This is a genomic window from Escherichia sp. MOD1-EC6021, assembly GCF_002965245.1.
GTDB lineage: Bacteria > Pseudomonadota > Gammaproteobacteria > Enterobacterales > Enterobacteriaceae > Escherichia > Escherichia coli_F.
In genome coordinates, this window is sequence record NZ_PTRU01000014.1 from 34561 (window position 1) to 55461 (window position 20901).

General features: G+C 50.5%; 16 protein-coding genes. 11 read left to right on the forward strand and 5 right to left on the reverse strand.

Annotation, left to right across the window (positions count from 1 at the left end):
- Positions 1–8 precede the first annotated feature (8 nt).
- Positions 9–779, reverse strand: coding sequence for a selenium cofactor biosynthesis protein YqeC (gene yqeC / locus BEB54_RS16505; protein ID WP_105276702.1), 771 nt, complete (start codon positions 777–779; stop codon positions 9–11).
- Positions 780–881: 102 nt separating this feature from the next.
- On the opposite strand from yqeC, the gene mocA reads away from it, so the two are divergent.
- The 8 genes from mocA (at position 882) to ghxQ (ending at position 14211) form a co-directional block, all read left to right on the forward strand.
- Positions 882–1460, forward strand: a complete 579-nt coding sequence (gene mocA, locus BEB54_RS16510; RefSeq protein ID WP_032185058.1) for a molybdenum cofactor cytidylyltransferase — start codon at positions 882–884, stop codon at positions 1458–1460.
- Positions 1461–1781: 321 nt separating this feature from the next.
- Positions 1782–4880 carry a putative selenate reductase subunit YgfK gene (gene ygfK, locus BEB54_RS16515; protein ID WP_105276703.1) on the forward strand — a complete coding sequence of 1033 codons (3099 nt, stop codon included), beginning with the start codon at positions 1782–1784 and terminating at the stop codon, positions 4878–4880.
- Positions 4881–4882: 2 nt separating this feature from the next.
- Entirely contained in the window at positions 4883–6211 is a 1329-nt protein-coding gene (gene ssnA, locus BEB54_RS16520; RefSeq protein ID WP_105276704.1) for a putative aminohydrolase SsnA, read from the forward strand.
- A gap of 50 nt (positions 6212–6261) precedes the next feature.
- Positions 6262–7041 (forward strand): molybdopterin-dependent oxidoreductase FAD-binding subunit, encoded by a 780-nt coding sequence (ygfM, locus tag BEB54_RS16525; RefSeq protein WP_105276705.1) that lies wholly within the window; start codon positions 6262–6264, stop codon positions 7039–7041.
- Positions 7038–9908 carry a molybdopterin-dependent oxidoreductase Mo/Fe-S-binding subunit gene (locus BEB54_RS16530; protein ID WP_105276706.1) on the forward strand — a complete coding sequence of 957 codons (2871 nt, stop codon included), beginning with the start codon at positions 7038–7040 and terminating at the stop codon, positions 9906–9908. Before ygfM ends, BEB54_RS16530 begins: the two co-directional genes overlap by 4 nt.
- 165 nt (positions 9909–10073) lie before the next feature.
- A complete protein-coding gene (xanQ, locus tag BEB54_RS16535; protein WP_105282237.1) occupies positions 10074–11474 on the forward strand; it encodes a xanthine/proton symporter XanQ in 1401 nt (466 codons plus the stop codon).
- A gap of 17 nt (positions 11475–11491) precedes the next feature.
- Complete coding sequence (guaD, locus tag BEB54_RS16540) at positions 11492–12808, forward strand: guanine deaminase (RefSeq protein WP_001352959.1); 1317 nt, start codon at positions 11492–11494, stop codon at positions 12806–12808.
- A 35-nt stretch (positions 12809–12843) separates the two neighbouring features.
- Positions 12844–14211 (forward strand): guanine/hypoxanthine transporter GhxQ, encoded by a 1368-nt coding sequence (gene ghxQ / locus BEB54_RS16545; protein WP_000012163.1) that lies wholly within the window; start codon positions 12844–12846, stop codon positions 14209–14211.
- A 35-nt stretch (positions 14212–14246) separates the two neighbouring features.
- Here ghxQ and BEB54_RS16550 read toward each other — a convergent pair whose 3' ends face one another.
- Together BEB54_RS16550 and ygfT are read right to left on the reverse strand one after the other, a co-directional pair.
- On the reverse strand, positions 14247–14735 hold the full coding sequence (locus BEB54_RS16550; protein ID WP_000838417.1) for a 4Fe-4S dicluster domain-containing protein: 489 nt from the start codon (positions 14733–14735) through the stop codon (positions 14247–14249).
- A complete protein-coding gene (gene ygfT, locus BEB54_RS16555) occupies positions 14735–16654 on the reverse strand; it encodes a formate-dependent uric acid utilization protein YgfT (RefSeq protein ID WP_105276707.1) in 1920 nt (639 codons plus the stop codon). Before ygfT ends, BEB54_RS16550 begins: the two co-directional genes overlap by 1 nt.
- Positions 16655–17088: 434 nt before the next feature.
- Between ygfT and uacT the strand changes: the two genes are divergently transcribed.
- Positions 17089–18537 (forward strand): urate/proton symporter UacT, encoded by a 1449-nt coding sequence (gene uacT, locus BEB54_RS16565; RefSeq protein WP_001354956.1) that lies wholly within the window; start codon positions 17089–17091, stop codon positions 18535–18537.
- Between the two features lies 1 nt (position 18538).
- A complete protein-coding gene (gene yqfG, locus BEB54_RS16570; RefSeq protein WP_001050745.1) occupies positions 18539–18664 on the forward strand; it encodes a protein YqfG in 126 nt (41 codons plus the stop codon).
- Here yqfG and BEB54_RS29360 read toward each other — a convergent pair.
- On the reverse strand, positions 18639–18731 hold the full coding sequence (locus tag BEB54_RS29360) for a hypothetical protein (protein WP_223344823.1): 93 nt from the start codon (positions 18729–18731) through the stop codon (positions 18639–18641). The two genes, yqfG and BEB54_RS29360, sit on opposite strands and share 26 nt — an antisense overlap.
- A 54-nt stretch (positions 18732–18785) precedes the next feature.
- On the opposite strand from BEB54_RS29360, the gene idi reads away from it, so the two are divergent.
- A complete protein-coding gene (idi, locus tag BEB54_RS16575) occupies positions 18786–19334 on the forward strand; it encodes an isopentenyl-diphosphate Delta-isomerase (RefSeq protein ID WP_105276708.1) in 549 nt (182 codons plus the stop codon).
- A 42-nt stretch (positions 19335–19376) separates the two neighbouring features.
- Here idi and lysS read toward each other — a convergent pair whose 3' ends face one another.
- Positions 19377–20894: a lysine--tRNA ligase gene (lysS, locus tag BEB54_RS16580; RefSeq protein WP_000003061.1), complete on the reverse strand. Its 1518-nt coding sequence runs from the start codon at positions 20892–20894 to the stop codon at positions 19377–19379.
- Positions 20895–20901: the final 7 nt, after the last annotated feature.

Sequence of the window (20901 nt, forward strand, 5' to 3'; positions counted from 1 at the left end):
CCGGGCCGCTAATTCACAAATCTGCGCGCGATTGCAGGATGTTCTTGTATATCGCCCAGCCAGATTGCCTCTACGTCGTGTTGTTGCAGCGGTTGAAGGAGCTCGCTTTGCGCAATCGCATTCTCACATTGAGAAAAACGGTTAATGAACCAGACTCGCCGACAACCTTGCGGTACGTTTTTAAATGCGCCCTGAGGGTGGCGAACCAGCGCAACGAGATCGCTCAGTTGCAAGGTTGCATCAGGTGTTAACCCGGTAATATCAGCAAACTGCGACCAGCGATGGACATTTTCTGTGCTCACTTTCGCACCCAAAATATGTCCTCCCATCACAGCAATCACGCAGCAACTGCTTTTGGGTATGCAAGGTTCGTGCTCATCAGGCGCTTTTAACGGCATTCCACGCGAGCCATCTGCCTCAATGAGAATTACGTCACACTCTGGTCGTTGCACCAGTGCATCAATCGCTTCTGGCATAAATCCCTGCACTTTTCCCTGGTTCGCTTTCCAGCTGTGAAAACAAAATGAAATGGGGGATGTAAGAGACGTATGAGGAAGCATGGCGGGATCACGACAGAAAACCACGGGCCAGTGAGACGTTGGCATAAACATATGTGTCGTCGTAGTGATTAACACACGCCTGCCGCTAGCCTGGAGCAGTTCTGCCAGCCAAAAAAGCAAGCTGGTTTTCCCCCCAGCCCCAACAACAGAAATCACAGTGGGGCGTTTCTGCGCGCCTAAATCAATGAATAATGCCGATGGGTCAACTATACTTTTCACGAGTCTTTATGACCTCTCTGGGATAAATTATCCCCAACTTAATCCATCAGGAAGTAACGCAATTAACAGGCGTTATTAGCCCCTATTAATAATGGAACCACTATGTCAGCCATCGACTGTATAATTACCGCTGCCGGATTATCATCAAGAATGGGGCAATGGAAAATGATGTTACCCTGGCAAGAGGGAACAATTCTTGATGCAAGTATCAAAAATGCGTTGCAGTTTTGTAGCCGAATTATTTTAGTCACCGGCTATCGTGGTAATGAACTGCACGAACGTTATGCGAACCAGAGTAATATCACTATTATCCACAACCCAAATTATGCGCAGGGTTTACTGACATCAGTAAAGGCCGCAGTACCCGCGGTGCAAACCGAACATTGTTTTCTCACCCACGGTGACATGCCAACCCTCACCATCGATATTTTTAGAAAAATCTGGTCGTTACGTAATGATGGCGCAATACTGCCACTCCATAAAGGTATCCCCGGCCATCCGATTTTAGTGTCAAAGCCATGCCTGATGCAGGCAACCCAGCGACCCAATGTCACCAATATGCGTCAGGCACTCCTTATGGGAGAACATTATTCCGTCGAAATAGAGAATGCAGAAATAATTTTAGATATTGATACTCCGGACGACTTTATTACAGCGCAAAAAAGGTATACTGAAATTTAGAAAACGTAGTTAAACGTTTGCGTTCAAATATTTAAACCATCCAGCCTGCTTTATCATTATGATAAGGAATCACTGATTTTGAGAAAAGAGAAAAAGTGATAAATGGGCTGGTAATAATAATTCCCAGGAGTGATTTTAATTCTCATTTGGCACCTGTGAGTTCATTCACAAAAAGCCCTTAAGTTTCGAGCCGCCTCACATTTTTTTATATTTCCCGCCAAACCTGGCAAGAGTGGTGCGATTGTTGCTCTATCCCCCTAAACCACCGGATTTCTCAACACCGGTCACTCAATGATATCTGTATAAGCTAAGGAGAGGGTTATGGGGGATATTATGCGTCCCATTCCGTTTGAGGAACTTTTGACGCGCATATTTGATGAATACCAACAACAACGCTCAATCTTTGGTATTCCCGAGCAACAGTTTTACTCACCCGTAAAAGGTAAAACTGTTAGCGTCTTCGGTGAAACCTGTGCCACTCCCGTCGGCCCTGCCGCTGGTCCGCACACGCAGCTCGCGCAAAATATTGTCACATCCTGGCTGACTGGCGGACGCTTCATCGAACTAAAAACCGTCCAAATTCTTGACCGCCTGGAGCTGGAAAAGCCCTGTATTGATGCCGAAGACGAGTGCTTTAACACCGAATGGTCCACCGAATTTACCCTGCTTAAAGCCTGGGATGAATACCTCAAAGCCTGGTTTGCCCTGCACCTTCTCGAAGCGATGTTCCAGCCTTCTGATTCCGGTAAATCGTTCATCTTTAATATGAGCGTCGGTTACAACCTCGAAGGTATTAAGCAACCGCCGATGCAACAGTTCATCGATAATATGATGGACGCATCTGACCATCCGAAATTCGCTCAATATCGCGATACGCTGAATAAATTACTCCAGGATGACGCATTTTTAGCCCGCCACGGCTTACAGGAAAAACGCGAATGCTTGCAGGCCTTACCGGCACGCATCCCCACCAGCATGGTACAAGGCGTTACCCTCTCCACGATGCACGGCTGTCCTCCGCATGAAATCGAAGCCATTTGCCGCTACATGCTGGAAGAAAAAGGGCTCAATACCTTTGTGAAACTCAACCCGACCTTACTGGGGTACGCGCGTGTTCGTGAGATCCTCGATGTCTGCGGTTTCGGTTACATAGGCTTAAAAGAAGAGTCATTTGATCACGACCTCAAGCTGACGCAAGCGCTGGAAATGCTGGAACGCCTGATGGTACTGGCAAAAGAAAAATCACTCGGCTTTGGCGTCAAACTGACCAATACCCTCGGCACCATTAATAACAAAGGTGCACTGCCTGGTGAAGAGATGTATATGTCAGGCCGTGCGCTGTTCCCGCTCTCCATCAATGTTGCAGCAGTTCTCTCTCGCGCCTTTGACGGCAAACTGCCCATTTCTTATTCCGGTGGTGCCAGTCAGCTGACTATCCGCGATATTTTTGATACTGGTATTCGCCCTATTACTATGGCAACCGACCTGCTGAAACCTGGCGGCTATCTGCGCTTAAGTGCCTGCATGCGCGAGCTGGAAGGCTCCGACGCCTGGGGGCTTGACCATGTTGACGTCGAACGACTGAACAAACTGGCAGCAGACGCGTTAACCATGGAATACACGCAGAAACACTGGAAGCCAGAAGAGCGTATTGAAGTGGCAGAAGACCTGCCGCTGACCGACTGCTACGTTGCACCGTGCGTTACTGCTTGCGCCATTAAACAGGATATTCCGGAATACATCCGTCTGCTTGGCGAACACCGCTATGCCGACGCACTGGAACTCATCTACCAACGCAACGCCCTGCCCGCCATTACCGGTCATATTTGCGATCACCAGTGCCAATACAACTGTACCCGCCTGGATTACGACAGTGCGCTGAATATCCGCGAACTGAAAAAAGTCGCGCTGGAAAAAGGTTGGGATGAATATAAGCAACGCTGGCACAAACCAGCCGGTTCTGGTTCACGCCATCCGGTTGCCGTGATTGGTGCAGGTCCGGCGGGTCTGGCAGCAGGTTACTTCCTTGCCAGAGCGGGCCATCCGGTTACGCTGTTTGAACGCGAAGCCAATGCGGGCGGCGTGGTGAAAAATATCATTCCTCAGTTCCGTATTCCTGCAGAGTTAATTCAGCACGATATCGATTTTGTTGCCGCTCACGGCGTGAAATTTGAGTATGGCTGCTCACCCGATCTGACCGTTGAACAGTTAAAAAATCAGGGCTTCCACTATGTTCTGATTGCCACCGGCACTGATAAAAATAGCGGTGTGAAATTGGCGGGCGACAACCAAAATGTGTGGAAATCACTCCCCTTCCTGCGTGAATACAACAAAGGCACTACGCTCAAGCTGGGCAAGCATGTGGTCGTTGTCGGGGCGGGTAACACCGCAATGGACTGCGCTCGTGCGGCGTTACGCGTTCCAGGCGTAGAAAAAGCAACGGTCGTTTATCGTCGTTCACTGCAAGAGATGCCCGCATGGCGCGAAGAGTATGAAGAAGCGTTGCACGACGGCGTGGAGTTCCGTTTCCTGAATAATCCGGAACGTTTCGATGCTGATGGCACCTTAACCTTGCGCGTTATGTCGCTTGGCGAACCTGATGAGAAAGGTCGTCGCCGTCCGGTTGAAACCAACGAAACAGTAACACTGCATGTAGACAGCCTGATCACCGCCATTGGCGAACAGCAGGATACTGAAGCCCTGAATGCGATGGGCGTGCCGCTGGACAAAAATGGCTGGCCAGACGTCGACCATAATGGCGAAACTCGTCTGACTGACGTCTTTATGATCGGCGACGTACAGCGCGGACCATCCTCCATTGTCGCTGCTGTCGGAACTGCGCGTCGGGCTACCGATGCCATCCTTAGTCGGGAAAATATCCGTTCCCACCAGAACGATAAATACTGGAACAACGTCAATCCGGCGGAAATCTATCAACGCAAAGGCGATATCTCTATCACCCTGGTGGATAGCGACGATCGTGACGCGTTTGTCGCCCAGGAAGCCGCTCGCTGCCTTGAATGTAACTACGTTTGCAGCAAGTGTGTGGATGTCTGCCCGAACCGCGCCAACGTATCCATTGCGGTCCCTGGCTTCCAGAACCGTTTCCAGACGCTGCACCTCGACGCTTACTGTAACGAATGCGGCAACTGTGCTCAGTTCTGTCCGTGGAACGGTAAACCGTACAAAGACAAAATCACCGTCTTCAGCCTGTCGCAAGACTTTGATAACAGCAGCAACCCAGGCTTCCTTGTGGAAGATTGCCGGGTACGAGTACGTCTGAATAACCAAAGCTGGGTGTTAAACATCGACAGCGAAGGTCAGTTCAACAACGTACCACCGGAGCTGAACGATATGTGCCGCATCATTAGCCATGTCCACCAGCATCATCATTATCTGCTGGGCCGCGTGGAGGTGTAATCATGTTGATTCTGAAGAATGTCACCGCAGTGCAGTTACACCCGGCGAAAGTGCAGGAAGGCGTTGATATCGCCATCGAAAATGATGTGATTGTCGCTATCGGCGATGCGCTGACGCAACGCTACCCCGATGCCAACTACAAAGAGATGCATGGTCGGATTGTGATGCCGGGAATTGTCTGCTCGCACAACCATTTTTACTCGGGGCTTTCCCGTGGAATTATGGCAAACATCGCCCCCTGCCCGGATTTCATTTCAACGCTGAAAAATCTCTGGTGGCGGCTCGATCGCGCCCTTGATGAAGAGTCGCTCTATTACAGCGGGCTGATTTGTTCACTGGAAGCGATTAAGAGCGGCTGTACATCTGTTATCGATCACCATGCCTCTCCGGCGTATATCAGCGGGTCGCTCTCCACATTGCGCAACGCATTTTTAAAAGTTGGCCTGCGTGCGATGACCTGTTTTGAAACCACTGACCGTAACAACGGCATTAAAGAACTACAGGAAGGAGTAGAGGAAAATATCCGCTTCGCCCGTCAGATTGATGATGCGAAGAAAGCGGCAACTGAACCGTATCTGGTAGAGGCTCATATTGGTGCTCACGCGCCGTTTACTGTGCCGGATGCCGGTCTGGAAATGCTGCGTGAGGCCGTGAAAGCCACAGGCCGTGGTTTACATATTCACGCTGCGGAAGACCTTTACGATGTTTCCCATAGTCATCACTGGTACGGCAAAGATCTGCTGGCACGATTAGCGCAATTCGATCTCATCGACAGCAAAACGCTGGTCGCTCATGGGCTTTATCTGTCTAAAGACGACATCGCGTTGCTCAATCAGCGTGATGCATTCCTGGTGCATAACGCCCGTTCAAACATGAACAACCATGTCGGCTACAACCATCATCTTTGCGACATCCGCAATCTGGCGTTGGGTACGGACGGTATTGGTTCAGATATGTTTGAAGAGATGAAATTTGCCTTCTTTAAACATCGCGATGCGGGTGGTCCGCTGTGGCCTGACAGCTTTGCCAAAGCTCTGGCTAACGGCAACGAACTGATGAGCCGCAACTTTGGCGCGAAATTTGGCCTGCTGGAAACCGGTTATAAAGCCGATTTAACCATTTGCGATTACAACTCGCCGACGCCACTGCTGGCAGACAATATCGCTGGACATATCGCTTTCGGCATGGGTTCAGGCAGCGTCCACAGCGTGATGGTCAACGGCGTTATGGTCTATGAAGACCGTCAGTTTAACTTCGATTGCGATTCCATTTATGCGCAAGCCAGAAAAGCCGCTGCTGCTATGTGGCGTCGGATGGATGCGCTGGCATAAATGACAAATACCCTCTTCCCGCAGGGAAGAGGGTTAAATAAGGAAAGAAGATGATTGAACAATTTTTCAGGCCCGACTCTGTCGAACAGGCGCTGGAACTGAAGCGCCGCTACCAGGATGAAGCCGTCTGGTTCGCCGGAGGCAGTAAACTCAACGCCACACCAACCCGTACCGATAAAAAGATTGCCATATCCTTACAGGATCTGGAACTGGACTGGGTTGACTGGGATAACGGTGCATTGCGGATTGGCGCGATGTCTCGCTTGCAAACACTGCGTGATGCACGGTTTATTCCTGCAGCACTGCGTGAGGCTCTCGGCTTTGTCTATTCTCGCCATATTCGTAATCAGTCGACCATTGGTGGTGAAATCGCCGCCCGGCAGGAAGAGTCGGTGCTGCTTCCCGTCCTGCTGGCACTAGATGCCGAACTGGTTTTTGGCAACGGTGAAACTCTGTCAATTGAGGAGTACCTGGCCTGCCCATGCGATCACCTGCTAACCGAAATCATCATTAAAGATCCGTATCGCACCTGTGCGACTCGCAAAATTAGCCGTTCTCAGGCTGGGTTAACGGTAGTAACGGCAGCCGTTGCGTTTACCGATCACGACGGTATGCGAATTGCGTTGGATGGCGTGGCCAGTAAAGCACTGCGTCTGCACGATGTTGAAAAACAAAACCTGGAAGGCAATGCACTTGAACAGGCTGTCGCCAACGCCATTTTCCCGCAGGAAGATTTGCGGGGCAGCGTGGCCTATAAACGCTATATCACGGGAGTTCTGGTAGCCGACCTTTATGCCGACTGCCAACAGGCTGGGGAGGAAGCCGTATGATCATCCACTTTACTTTAAATGGCGCGCCTCAGGAGCTAACCGTTAATCCAGGCGAAAACGTGCAAAAGCTGTTGTTTAACATGGGAATGCACTCTGTACGCAACAGCGATGATGGATTCGGGTTTGCCGGTTCTGACGCAATTATCTTTAACGGTAATATCGTTAACGCGTCCTTGCTTATCGCCGCACAGTTAGAGAAGGCAGATATTCGTACCGCAGAGTCTCTGGGCAAATGGAACGAGTTAAGTCTGGTTCAACAGGCAATGGTTGATGTTGGCGTGGTGCAGTCTGGTTATAACGATCCAGCTGCGGCTCTGATTATCACTGATCTGCTCGAGCGTATCGCCGCACCGACCCGCGAAGAGATCGACGACGCGCTTTCTGGTTTGTTCAGTCGCGATGCAGGCTGGCAACAATACTATCAGGTCATTGAACTGGCGGTTGCACGTAAAAATAACCCGCAGGCCACCATTGATATCGCTCCGACTTTCCGCGATGACCTTGAAGTCATTGGTAAGCATTATCCTAAAACTGATGCCGCAAAAATGGTGCAGGCGAAACCCTGCTATGTTGAAGACCGCGTAACGGCTGACGCCTGCGTCATTAAAATGTTACGTAGCCCTCACGCTCACGCACTGATTACTCACCTGGATGTCAGCAAAGCTGAAGCCTTACCAGGCGTCGTCCACGTTATTACTCATCTGAATTGCCCGGATATCTACTACACCCCGGGTGGTCAGAGCGCACCGGAACCGTCACCGCTTGACCGCCGTATGTTCGGCAAGAAAATGCGTCACGTCGGCGATCGCGTTGCTGCGGTCGTCGCAGAAAGTGAAGAAATTGCGCTCGAAGCACTGAAGCTCATCGACGTTGAATATGAAGTGCTTAAACCTGTAATGTCGATTGACGAGGCAATGGCGGAAGATGCGCCTGTCGTGCACGATGAACCGGTGGTGTATGTTGCTGGTGCGCCAGATACTCTGGAAGACGATAACAGCCATGCAGCCCAGCGCGGCGAGCATATGATCATCAACTTCCCGATCGGTTCTCGCCCCCGTAAAAATATCGCCGCCAGTATTCATGGTCATATTGGCGATATGGACAAAGGCTTTGCCGATGCCGATGTGATCATTGAGCGAACCTATAACTCAACGCAGGCGCAGCAGTGCCCGACTGAAACTCATATCTGCTTTACCCGTATGGACGGCGATCGTCTGGTTATCCACGCCTCCACCCAGGTACCATGGCACTTACGCCGCCAGGTCGCGCGCCTCGTGGGCATGAAACAACATAAAGTTCATGTAATTAAAGAGCGAGTTGGCGGCGGTTTTGGGTCTAAACAGGACATCCTGCTGGAAGAAGTGTGCGCCTGGGCAACCTGCGTGACCGGGCGTCCGGTACTGTTCCGCTACACCCGTGAAGAAGAGTTTATTGCTAACACCTCTCGTCACGTCGCGAAAGTCACCGTCAAACTGGGGGCAAAGAAAGATGGTCGCCTGACGGCCGTGAAGATGGATTTCCGCGCCAACACAGGCCCTTACGGCAATCACTCACTCACCGTACCATGTAACGGACCGGCGCTGTCGCTGCCGTTATATCCGTGCGATAACGTCGATTTCCAGGTCACCACCTACTACAGCAACATTTGTCCAAATGGTGCTTATCAGGGTTATGGTGCACCGAAAGGTAACTTCGCTATCACTATGGCATTAGCGGAACTGGCTGAACAGTTACAGATCGACCAACTGGAAATTATCGAACGTAACCGGGTACACGAAGGGCAAGAGCTGAAAATTCTCGGTGCGATTGGTGAAGGTAAAGCGCCGACCTCCGTTCCTTCCGCCGCCAGCTGCGCGCTGGAAGAGATCCTGCGTCAGGGTCGCGAGATGATCCAATGGTCTTCACCAAAACCGCAAAATGGTGACTGGCACATCGGTCGCGGCGTCGCCATTATCATGCAGAAATCGGGGATCCCGGATATCGATCAGGCTAACTGCATGATTAAACTGGAATCGGACGGTACCTTTATTGTTCATTCTGGCGGTGCGGATATTGGTACTGGTCTGGATACCGTGGTGACGAAACTGGCAGCAGAAGTGCTGCACTGCCCACCGCAGGACGTGCATGTTATCTCCGGTGATACCGATCATGCGTTGTTTGATAAAGGCGCATATGCCTCGTCCGGTACTTGCTTCTCGGGTAACGCGGCGCGTTTGGCAGCGGAAAATCTGCGGGATAAAATTCTGTTCCACGGCGCGCAAATGTTGGGTGAGCCAGTGGCAGATGTTCAACTAGCAACGCCGGGCGTCGTGCGCGGCAAGAAAGGCGAAGTTAGTTTCGGGGATATTGCCCATAAAGGCGAAACCGGCACCGGTTTTGGTTCACTGGTGGGAACTGCCAGTTATATCACGCCTGATTTCGCCTTCCCGTATGGCGCAAACTTTGCTGAAGTTGCCGTCAACACACGTACGGGTGAAATCCGCCTGGATAAATTCTACGCCTTGCTGGACTGTGGTACACCGGTCAATCCAGAGTTAGCGTTGGGACAAATCTACGGAGCCACCCTGCGTGCTATCGGGCACAGTATGAGCGAAGAAATCATTTATGACGCCGAAGGCCACCCGTTAACGCGTGATTTACGCAGTTACGGCGCACCGAAAATTGGTGACATTCCGCGTGATTTCCGCGCTGTGCTGGTGCCGAGCGACGATAAAGTCGGCCCATTCGGGGCGAAATCAATCTCAGAAATCGGTGTAAATGGCGCAGCTCCGGCGATTGCTACCGCAATTCACGATGCCTGCGGCATCTGGTTACGCGAATGGCATTTCACACCGGAGAAAATACTCACCGCGCTGGAAAAAATATAAATAATAAATGGCCGCTTCGGCGGCCTGTTTCTCTGTTTGAACGATGACTAAATAGTTGACTGCGAAAATGAGATAAGCCGTTCTCAAGGCGTCCTGCGCCCCAAATTCGTGGGAATTTATTTTACTGATTCAGATGATCAAATTTACTTTAAAAGGAGTGAAGGGATGTCTGATATAAACCATGCAGGTTCTGACCTTATATTTGAACTGGAGGATCGCCCTCCCTTTCATCAGGCTCTCGTTGGTGCCATTACCCATCTGTTGGCAATTTTCGTTCCGATGGTAACCCCTGCGTTAATCGTGGGTGCGGCCTTACAGCTTTCCGCTGAAACAACCGCCTATCTTGTTTCTATGGCGATGATCGCCTCTGGTATTGGTACCTGGTTACAGGTAAACCGCTATGGCATCGTCGGTTCTGGCCTACTCTCAATTCAGTCAGTCAATTTTTCATTTGTTACAGTCATGATTGCGCTGGGCAGCAGCATGAAAAGCGATGGTTTTCACGAAGAGTTAATCATGTCGTCGCTTCTCGGCGTCTCCTTCGTTGGCGCATTTCTGGTTGTCGGCTCTTCTTTTATCCTGCCCTATTTACGTCGGGTTATTACACCTACCGTTAGCGGCATTGTGATGCTGATGATCGGCTTAAGCCTGATTAAAGTCGGCATTATCGATTTTGGTGGAGGATTTGCTGCCAAAAGCAGCGGTACGTTCGGCAATTACGAACATCTCGGCGTTGGTTTATTGGTTTTGATTGTGGTGATCGGCTTTAACTGCTGCCGCAGTCCGTTACTACGCATGGGAGGGATTGCCATTGGGCTATGTGTCGGTTATATCGCGTCGTTATGCCTGGGCATGGTGGATTTCAGCAGTATGCGCAATTTGCCGTTAATCACCATCCCGCATCCGTTCAAATACGGGTTTAGTTTCAGCTTCCATCAGTTCCTGGTGGTCGGCACGATTTATTTGCTTAGCGTGCTGGAAGCTGTCGGTGATATCACCGCCACGGCAATGGTTTCCCGCCGCCCCATCCAGGGAGAAGAGTATCAGTCGCGTCTGAAAGGCGGCGTACTGGCAGATGGCCTGGTTTCGGTTATCGCTTCCGCTGTCGGTTCATTACCGTTAACCACGTTTGCGCAAAATAATGGGGTTATTCAGATGACCGGTGTCGCTTCACGTTATGTCGGGCGAACCATCGCGGTCATGTTGGTTATTCTCGGCTTGTTTCCGATGATTGGCGGCTTCTTCACGACCATTCCCTCGGCTGTTCTGGGAGGCGCAATGACGTTGATGTTTTCCATGATTGCCATCGCTGGGATTCGCATCATCATCACCAACGGATTAAAGCGCCGTGAAACACTTATTGTCGCCACTTCTTTAGGTTTAGGGCTTGGCGTCTCCTACGACCCGGAAATTTTTAAAATATTGCCAGCCTCTATTTATGTATTAGTTGAAAACCCTATTTGTGCTGGTGGATTAACTGCGATTTTATTAAATATTATCCTCCCTGGTGGCTACCGACAGGAAAACGTTCTGCCTGGTATTACCTCAGCGGAAGAGATGGATTAACAGTAAAGGAGTCAATGATGTCAGGAGAACACACGTTAAAAGCGGTACGAGGCAGTTTTATTGATGTCACCCGTACGGTCGATAACCCGGAAGAGATTGCCTCTGCGCTGCGGTTTATTGAGGATGGTTTATTACTCATTAAACAGGGAAAAGTGGAATGGTTTGGCGAATGGGAAGACGGAAAGCATCAAATTCCTGACACCATTCGCGTGCGCGACTATCGCGGCAAACTGGTAGTACCGGGCTTTGTCGATACACATATCCATTATCCGCAAAGTGAAATGGTTGGGGCCTATGGTGAACAATTGTTGGAGTGGTTGAATAAACACACCTTCCCTACTGAACGTCGTTATGAGGATTTAGAGTACGCCCGCGAAATGTCGGCGTTCTTCATCAAGCAGCTTTTACGTAACGGAACCACCACAGCGTTGGTGTTTGGTACCGTTCATCCGCAATCCGTTGATGCGCTGTTTGAAGCCGCCAGTCATATCAATATGCGTATGATTGCCGGTAAGGTGATGATGGACCGCAACGCACCGGATTATCTGCTCGACACTGCCGAAAGCAGCTATCACCAAAGCAAAGAACTGATCGAACGCTGGCACAAAAATGGTCGTCTGTTGTATGCGATTACGCCACGCTTCGCCCCAACCTCATCTCCTGAACAGATGGCGATGGCGCAACGCCTGAAAGAAGAGTATCCCGACACATGGGTACATACCCATCTTTGTGAAAATAAAGATGAAATTGCCTGGGTCAAATCGCTTTATCCTGACCATGATGGTTATCTGGATGTTTACCATCAGTACGGTCTGACAGGTAAAAATTGTGTCTTTGCTCACTGCGTCCATCTCGAAGAGAAAGAGTGGGATCGTCTCAGCGAAACCAAATCCAGCATTGCTTTCTGTCCTACCTCCAACCTTTACCTCGGCAGTGGCTTATTCAACTTGAAAAAAGCATGGCAGAAGAAAGTCAAAGTGGGCATGGGGACTGACATTGGCGCAGGAACAACTTTCAACATGCTGCAAACGCTGAACGAAGCCTACAAAGTGTTGCAATTACAAGGCTATCGCCTCTCGGCATATGAAGCGTTTTACCTTGCCACGCTCGGCGGGGCGAAATCTCTGGGCCTTGACGATTTGATTGGCAACTTTTTACCTGGCAAAGAGGCTGATTTCGTGGTGATGGAACCCACCGCCACCCCGCTACAGCAGCTGCGCTATGACAACTCTGTTTCTTTAGTCGACAAATTGTTCGTGATGATGACGTTGGGCGATGACCGTTCGATCTACCGCACCTACGTTGATGGTCGTCTGGTGTACGAACGCAACTAATAATAAAACTTTAACATCCTCGTGAGGACATCATTATGTCTGGAGACATCCTACAAACACCGGACGCACCAAAGCCACAAGGCGCGCTGGATAATTATTTTAAAATTACCGCTCGTGGCAGTACCGTTCGTCAGGAAGTACTGGCTGGCTTAACGACCTTTCTGGCCATGGTTTATTCCGTTATCGTCGTTCCGGGAATGCTGGGCAAAGCAGGTTTTCCTCCCGCAGCTGTGTTTGTTGCCACCTGTCTGGTCGCGGGCTTCGGCTCGTTGCTGATGGGCTTGTGGGCCAACTTGCCAATGGCGATTGGTTGCGCTATTTCCTTAACGGCATTTACCGCATTCAGTCTGGTACTCGGGCAACAAATTAGCGTTCCTGTCGCACTGGGTGCGGTCTTTCTGATGGGCGTCATCTTCACCGCCATTTCTGTAACCGGTGTGCGAACCTGGATATTACGTAATTTACCGATGGGTATCGCTCACGGCACAGGTATCGGTATCGGCCTGTTTCTGCTGCTGATTGCTGCTAACGGTGTGGGAATGGTTATCAAAAACCCGATTGAAGGCTTGCCGGTGGCGCTCGGTGCGTTTACCTCCTTCCCGGTGATGATGAGCTTACTGGGTCTGGCGGTCATCTTCGGTCTGGAAAAGTGCCGCGTACCTGGCGGGATCTTGTTGGTGATTATTGCAATTTCGATCATCGGCTTAATCTTTGATCCAGCGGTGAAGTACCACGGTCTGGTGGCGATGCCCAGTCTGACTGGCGAAGATGGTAAGTCTCTGATTTTCAGCCTCGATATTATGGGGGCACTCCAGCCAACTGTACTTCCGAGTGTACTGGCATTGGTGATGACCGCAGTGTTCGACGCCACCGGTACCATCCGTGCCGTCGCCGGTCAGGCGAATTTGTTAGATAAAGACAACCAGATCATCAACGGCGGTAAAGCCCTGACCAGTGACTCAGTAAGTTCAATATTCTCCGGCCTGGTGGGTGCTGCGCCCGCAGCGGTTTATATCGAATCAGCGGCAGGAACCGCCGCCGGGGGTAAAACAGGGTTGACCGCAACCGTAGTGGGGGCGTTATTCCTGTTGATTCTGTTTTTATCACCACTGTCATTTTTGATCCCTGGTTACGCCACTGCACCCGCTCTGATGTACGTAGGTTTGCTGATGTTAAGTAACGTCTCGAAGCTGGATTTCAACGATTTTATTGACGCAATGGCTGGCCTGGTGTGTGCCGTGTTTATCGTTCTGACTTGTAATATCGTTACCGGTATTATGCTGGGCTTTGTGACACTGGTCGTAGGCCGCGTCTTTGCACGCGAATGGCAAAAGCTGAATATTGGTACGGTAATCATTACTGCCGCACTGGTCGCATTTTACGCGGGTGGATGGGCTATCTAATAGATTCTCCGCGCCTTTCAGCGCGGAGAATTCTTTCAGAGAGGATTCTCACCGCTGGCAACAATACGCTGCTGGCGGACTCGCCTGAGTTCTCTTTCAGTAAGCAACTGCAGCGCCTGTGTCGGGCAAGATTCAACGCAGGCAGGCCCCTCTTCCCGCTGTTCACAGAGATCGCATTTCACAATTTGTTGCCGGGTATCCCCCGGCAACGACTGAATGGTTATCATCCCAAACGGGCACGCACTGACGCAACTCTGACAGCCAATACAACGGGCAGAATTGGCCTGCACCACCTGCTCGCCCATCGTCAGCGCTCCCACGGGGCAAGCGCCAACACAAGGGGCGTTTTCACACTGATGGCACATCACCGGCGCACTGATGCAGTCCAGTCGCTGTACCTTCAGCCGGGGTAAAAAGACATCGGCATTCAACTCCTGTTCTGAAGGGTGAGCGACCACACAGGCCACTTCACAAGTACGGCAGCCAATACAGTCAGCCGGATTAACGATAATTAACGATTTCATCACGATGCCTTCGAATCAAACAGAGTTAACATATCGCGCGCCGCTTGCCTTCCTGCGGCCATTGCAGTGACAACCAGATCCGCGCCATGAACTGCATCCCCACCAGCAAAGACTTTTTTCAGGTGCGTCTGGGTAGGTAAATACCCGACGTCCCCGGTTTGAATCAGGCCCCATTTATCGAGCTTAATTCCGCTGCCTTGCAACCACGGCATGGCATGCGCCTGGAAACCAAAGGCCATAATCAGAACATCGGCAGGCAGCTCAAACTCTGAACCCGCTACCGGACGAGGACGACGGCGTCCATCCGGACCCGGCTCACCCATAGCGGTACGAATAAGGCCCACCGCAGTTAAACGCCCATCTACGTCACAAGCGATATATTGCGGCTGAACATTGAACTGAAACTCGACACCTTCCTCGCGCGCATTGACCACCTCTTTGCGCGAGCCCGGCATACTGACTTCATCACGACGATACGCGCAGGTCACGCTGGCGGCATTGAGGCGGATGGAAGTCCGCAAACAATCCATGGTCGTATCGCCACCGCCCAATACCACGACTCGCTTACCTTCCACATCCGTCAGCGGATACTCTTCAGACTCCGGCAATCCCATCAACTGGCGGGTATGGGCAGTCAGGAACGGTAGAGCCTGAATGACACCGGGCGCATCTTCATGCGGCAGATCTGCTCGCATCATCCCGTAAGTCCCCACGCCGATGAAAACGGCATCATATTCAGAAGTTAAATCGCTAAAGGTAATATCGCGGCCAATTTCACAGTTAAGATGAAAGTCGATTCCCATTGCGGTGAATATCTCTCGCCGCTGGCTTAATACCGTTTTATCGAGTTTGAAAGGAGGTATGCCAAAAGTCAGCATACCGCCAATTTCTGGATGGCGATCAAAGACATCAACCTGAACTCCTGCGCGCGCCAGAATATCAGCACACCCTAACCCTGCAGGCCCTGCGCCAATCACCGCCACTTTTTCGATACGGGGAACAACATGGCTGACATCAGGACGCCAGCCCATCGCCAGCGCGGTATCGGTGATGTAGCGTTCCAGATTACCGATAGAGACTGCGCCAGAGTGATCTTTCAAAGTACATGCGCCTTCACAAAGACGGTCCTGTGGACATACCCTGCCGCAGATTTCTGGTAAGGAACTGGTCTGGTGGCAAAGTTCTGCCGCTTCAATAATCTTTCCTTCCTGCACCAGACGGATGTAATCCGGAATAGCGTTATGCAGCGGGCAATGCCAGTTGCAGTTAGCTTTTTCGGCGCAATAAACACAGCGGTCACTCTCATAAGTCGCTTGTTGTGGATCCAGCCCGCAATAAATTTCGCCAAAGTGGGTTTTCCGTTCACTCGCTGAAATTTTATCTGCGCCTTTACGCGAGTTAACGGGGAGCAACGCTGCACTGCGAGATGGCTGAGCGTCTGATGACGCTTTTCCTGCTGCCGTTTTGCGCTGGCGGGCCACCTTTATCTGCTGCAACCCTTTATCGTCCATCAGCCGTAACGCCTGTGTTGGGCATACGTCAATACAGGCTTGCGTGCCGGAACTGCGCTGGTTACAAAGGTCGCATTTCTGCGCAATCGTATCGACCATCTCAACGACGCCAAAGGGGCAAGCGATTGCGCATCTTTTACAACCAATACATTTTTGCTCGTCCAGTTGTACGCTATCGGGCTGGAAAGTCAGAGCATTAACCGGACAAGCCGTAACGCAAGGAGCATTGTTGCAGTGATGACAGGCCACCGGATTCGCAGCCTGGCCTTTCCCTACAACGTGGATACGCGGTCGAAAGTCACTGTGACTCAGCGGCCAGTTTTCTTGATTGTGTGCCACCGCACAGGCAATTTCACAAGCATGACAGCCTATACATTCCGCAGCTTCAGCAGCGATAAACTTATTCATTTGCATCCCTTTCATTTAATGAGTTATGTCTTCTCAAAGTTCGCGATGCAATAAACGGGCATATATTAGGTAGAATGACTTTTTAATTATAAGTTTGTGACTAAGTTCAAATTATTACCCCTCAATCTGTGCCGCTTTCATTATTTCAACATCAAGGTCCAAAAGAGAGCTATCCAGATAAACTTGATTAAATGCGAGAGAGCTACATGCCAGAATGATTAATAAAATATCAATATGAGAAAATTGCAGATAATTCCACTGTCTGGTTCTCTTCTCATTTTCGTAGTTTAATCACGATTATGTGATTGCCTCCGCAATTCCTGTCTCTAACTCCCCTTCCTTGCAAAAACTGGCACTCCACGAGCATGTGTTTAAACAGTTTCATGAACGTAAACGGTTGCTTTTTACTCTGGCGGGCGAAAGGAGAAACACTGATGAGCGCCATAGATTCCCAACTTCCCTCATCTTCAGGGCAAGACCGCCCAACTGATGAGGTTGACCGCATATTATCACCAGGAAAGCTGATCATACTCGGTCTGCAACACGTCCTTGTAATGTACGCAGGTGCAGTCGCTGTTCCTCTTATGATTGGTGACCGACTGGGCCTCTCAAAAGAAGCTATTGCGATGCTCATTAGCTCGGATCTCTTTTGCTGCGGGATCGTCACATTATTACAATGTATCGGTATCGGCCGCTTTATGGGGATCCGTCTGCCGGTGATTATGTCGGTAACCTTTGCTGCTGTAACACCAATGATAGCCATTGGCATGAACCCGGATATCGGCCTGCTGGGGATATTTGGTGCCACTATCGCCGCGGGATTTATCACCACATTATTAGCACCACTTATCGGTCGCTTAATGCCTTTATTCCCGCCACTGGTTACCGGTGTGGTTATTACTTCTATCGGGCTTAGCATTATTCAGGTCGGTATTGACTGGGCCGCTGGAGGTAAAGGGAATCCGCAATATGGTAATCCCGTTTATTTAGGTATCTCCTTTGCCGTCTTAATTTTTATCTTGCTCATTACTCGCTATGCGAAAGGATTTATGTCCAACGTCGCCGTATTACTGGGGATTGTATTTGGCTTTTTACTTTCGTGGATGATGAATGAAGTCAATTTGTCCGGGCTACATGATGCTTCGTGGTTTGCGATTGTCACCCCAATGTCGTTTGGTATGCCGGTATTTGACCCCGTTTCTATTCTAACCATGACCGCTGTGTTAATCATCGTGTTTATCGAGTCGATGGGGATGTTCCTGGCACTGGGTGAAATAGTCGGTCGTAAACTCTCTTCGCACGATATTATTCGCGGGCTGCGTGTCGATGGTGTAGGGACAATGATAGGCGGAACGTTTAACAGCTTCCCCCACACGTCATTTTCTCAAAACGTTGGCCTGGTTAGCGTGACTCGCGTTCATAGTCGCTGGGTGTGTATTTCTTCGGGGATCATATTAATCATGTTTGGCATGGTGCCCAAAATGGCGGTGCTGGTAGCCTCGATTCCGCAATTTGTGCTTGGCGGCGCAGGGCTGGTGATGTTCGGCATGGTACTGGCGACGGGGATTCGAATTCTGTCGCGCTGTAACTACACCACTAACCGTTACAACCTCTATATTGTGGCGATCAGTCTCGGCGTTGGCATGACTCCGACGCTCTCACACGATTTCTTTTCTAAGTTACCGGCCGTACTGCAACCGTTGCTGCATAGCGGCATTATGCTCGCAACCCTTAGCGCCGTTGTGCTGAACGTCTTCTTTAATGGCTATCAGCATCATGCTGATCTGGTGAAGGAATCCGTCTCTGATAAAGATTTAAAAGTCAGGACAGTACGTATGTGGCTTCTGATGCGCAAGCTGAAGAAAAATGAGCATGGAGAATAATATGAATCTTTTAATGCGCGCTATATTCAGTCTGTTGTTGCTTTTTACTCTCTCTATTCCTGTCATTTCTGACTGTGTTGCAATGGCCATTGAAAGTCGCTTCAAATATATGATGCTGCTTTTTTAAATGGTTTTACCTGTCGACATCCGCTCAAAACGGGCGGTTGTCGATAAACGCTCACTTGGTTAATCATTTCACTCTTCAATTATCTATAATGATGAGTGATTAGAATTACATGTGAGAAATTATGCAAACGGAACACGTCATTTTATTGAATGCACAGGGAGTTCCCACGGGTACGCTGGAAAAGTATGCCGCACACACGGCAGACACTCTCTTACATCTCGCGTTCTCCTGCTGGCTGTTTAATGCCAAAGGGCAATTATTAGTTACCCGCCGCGCCCTTAGCAAAAAAGCATGGCCGGGCGTGTGGACTAACTCGGTTTGTGGGCACCCACAACTGGGCGAAAGCAACGAATACGCGGTGATCCGCCGTTGCCGCTTTGAACTGGGTGTGGAAATAACAGCACCAGAACCGGTCTATCCTGACTTTCGCTACCGCGCCACCGATCCGAATGGCATTGTAGAAAATGAAGTATGTCCGGTATTTGCCGCACGCACGACCAGTGCGTTACAGATCAACGATGATGAAGTGATGGATTATCAATGGTGTGATTTAGCAGCGGTTTTACGCGGTATTGATGCCACGCCGTGGGCGTTCAGTCCGTGGATGGTGATGCAGGCGACAAATCGCGAAGCCAGAAAACGATTATCTGCATTTACCCAGCTTAAATAAAAAACCCCGACATTTGCCGGGGTTGTGAGCATAACGTAATGCTTATTTCACCGGACGCATCGCCGGGAACAGAATAACGTCGCGGATGGTATGGCTGTTGGTGAACAGCATTACCATACGGTCGATACCAATTCCCAGACCTGCTGTCGGCGGTAAGCCGTGTTCCAGTGCGGTGACATAATCTTCGTCGTAGAACATCGCTTCGTCGTCGCCTGCGTCTTTCGCGGCAACCTGATCCAGGAAGCGCTGCGCCTGATCTTCCGCGTCATTCAGCTCGCTAAAACCGTTACCGATTTCACGACCACCAATGAAGAACTCAAAGCGGTCAGTGATTTCCGGGTTAACGTCATTACGACGCGCCAGCGGAGAAACTTCTGCCGGATATTCAGTAATGAAGGTCGGCTGAATCAGATGTGCTTCTGCCACTTCTTCGAAGATCTCGGTAACGATACGGCCCAGACCCCAGCTCTTCTCAACGTGGATGCCGATAGATTCAGCAATCGCTTTCGCAGAGTCGAAGTTGTCCAGATCCGCCATGTCGGTTTCCGGGCGATATTTCTTGATCGCTTCACGCATGGTCAGTTTTTCGAACGGTTTACCGAAGTCCAGCGTCACGTCGCCGTAGGTCACTTCCGTCTTACCGAGAATATCCTGTGCCAGAGTACGGAACAGCGATTCGGTCAGCTCGATCAGATCTTTGTAATCCGCGTAAGCCATATAGAGTTCCATCATGGTGAACTCTGGGTTATGACGTACGGAAATACCTTCGTTACGGAAGTTACGGTTGATTTCGAATACACGCTCGAAGCCACCAACCACCAGACGCTTGAGGTACAGTTCCGGCGCGATACGCAGGTACATGTCGAGATCCAGCGCATTGTGATGGGTGATAAACGGACGCGCCGCCGCGCCGCCTGGGATCACCTGCATCATCGGCGTTTCAACTTCCATAAAGCCACGATTCACCATGAACTGGCGAATGCCAGAGAGGATCTGCGAACGCACTTTAAAGGTGTTGCGGGATTCATCGTTAGAAATGAGATCCAGATAACGCTGACGATAGCGCGCTTCCTGATCCTGCAAACCGTGGAATTTGTCCGGCAGCGGACGCAGTGCTTTGGTCAGCAGACGCAGCTCGGTACAGTGGATAGACAGTTCACCCGTTTTGGTTTTGAACAGTTTACCTTTCGCGCCGAGGATATCGCCGAGATCCCATTTTTTGAATTGATCGTTGTAAACGCCTTCCGGTAAATCGTCACGGGCAACGTACAGCTGAATGCGGCCGCCAACGTCCTGCAGAGTAACGAAGGAGGCTTTACCCATAATACGACGGGTCATCATGCGGCCAGCAACGGCAACTTCGATGTTCAGCGCTTCCAGTTCTTCGTTCTCTTTACCGTCGAATTCTGCGTGCAATTGGTCAGAGGTATGATCGCGACGGAAATCGTTCGGGAAGGCAATCCCCTGCTCGCGCAGGTTCGCCAGCTTCTCACGACGCGTTTTCAGTTCATTGTTAAGATCGACTACCGCGTCAGCGCCCTGTGCGTGTTGTTCAGACATGTTGGTT

Bases quoted from the DNA above. Each gene is read 5' to 3' on its own strand.
- ygfT (WP_105276707.1), bottom strand. From the start codon at position 16,654: ATGAATAAGTTTATCGCTGCTGAAGCTGCGGAATGTATAGGCTGTCAT.
- yqfG (WP_001050745.1), top strand. From the start codon at position 18,539: ATGAATCTTTTAATGCGCGCTATATTCAGTCTGTTGTTGCTTTTTACT.
- BEB54_RS16550 (WP_000838417.1), bottom strand. From the start codon at position 14,735: ATGAAATCGTTAATTATCGTTAATCCGGCTGACTGTATTGGCTGCCGT.
- lysS (WP_000003061.1), bottom strand. From the start codon at position 20,894: ATGTCTGAACAACACGCACAGGGCGCTGACGCGGTAGTCGATCTTAAC.
- xanQ (WP_105282237.1), top strand. From the start codon at position 10,074: ATGTCTGATATAAACCATGCAGGTTCTGACCTTATATTTGAACTGGAG.
- mocA (WP_032185058.1), top strand. From the start codon at position 882: ATGTCAGCCATCGACTGTATAATTACCGCTGCCGGATTATCATCAAGA.
- uacT (WP_001354956.1), top strand. From the start codon at position 17,089: ATGAGCGCCATAGATTCCCAACTTCCCTCATCTTCAGGGCAAGACCGC.
- BEB54_RS29360 (WP_223344823.1), bottom strand. From the start codon at position 18,731: ATGATTAACCAAGTGAGCGTTTATCGACAACCGCCCGTTTTGAGCGGA.
- ghxQ (WP_000012163.1), top strand. From the start codon at position 12,844: ATGTCTGGAGACATCCTACAAACACCGGACGCACCAAAGCCACAAGGC.
- BEB54_RS16530 (WP_105276706.1), top strand. From the start codon at position 7,038: ATGATCATCCACTTTACTTTAAATGGCGCGCCTCAGGAGCTAACCGTT.
- ssnA (WP_105276704.1), top strand. From the start codon at position 4,883: ATGTTGATTCTGAAGAATGTCACCGCAGTGCAGTTACACCCGGCGAAA.
- guaD (WP_001352959.1), top strand. From the start codon at position 11,492: ATGTCAGGAGAACACACGTTAAAAGCGGTACGAGGCAGTTTTATTGAT.
- ygfM (WP_105276705.1), top strand. From the start codon at position 6,262: ATGATTGAACAATTTTTCAGGCCCGACTCTGTCGAACAGGCGCTGGAA.
- idi (WP_105276708.1), top strand. From the start codon at position 18,786: ATGCAAACGGAACACGTCATTTTATTGAATGCACAGGGAGTTCCCACG.
- ygfK (WP_105276703.1), top strand. From the start codon at position 1,782: ATGGGGGATATTATGCGTCCCATTCCGTTTGAGGAACTTTTGACGCGC.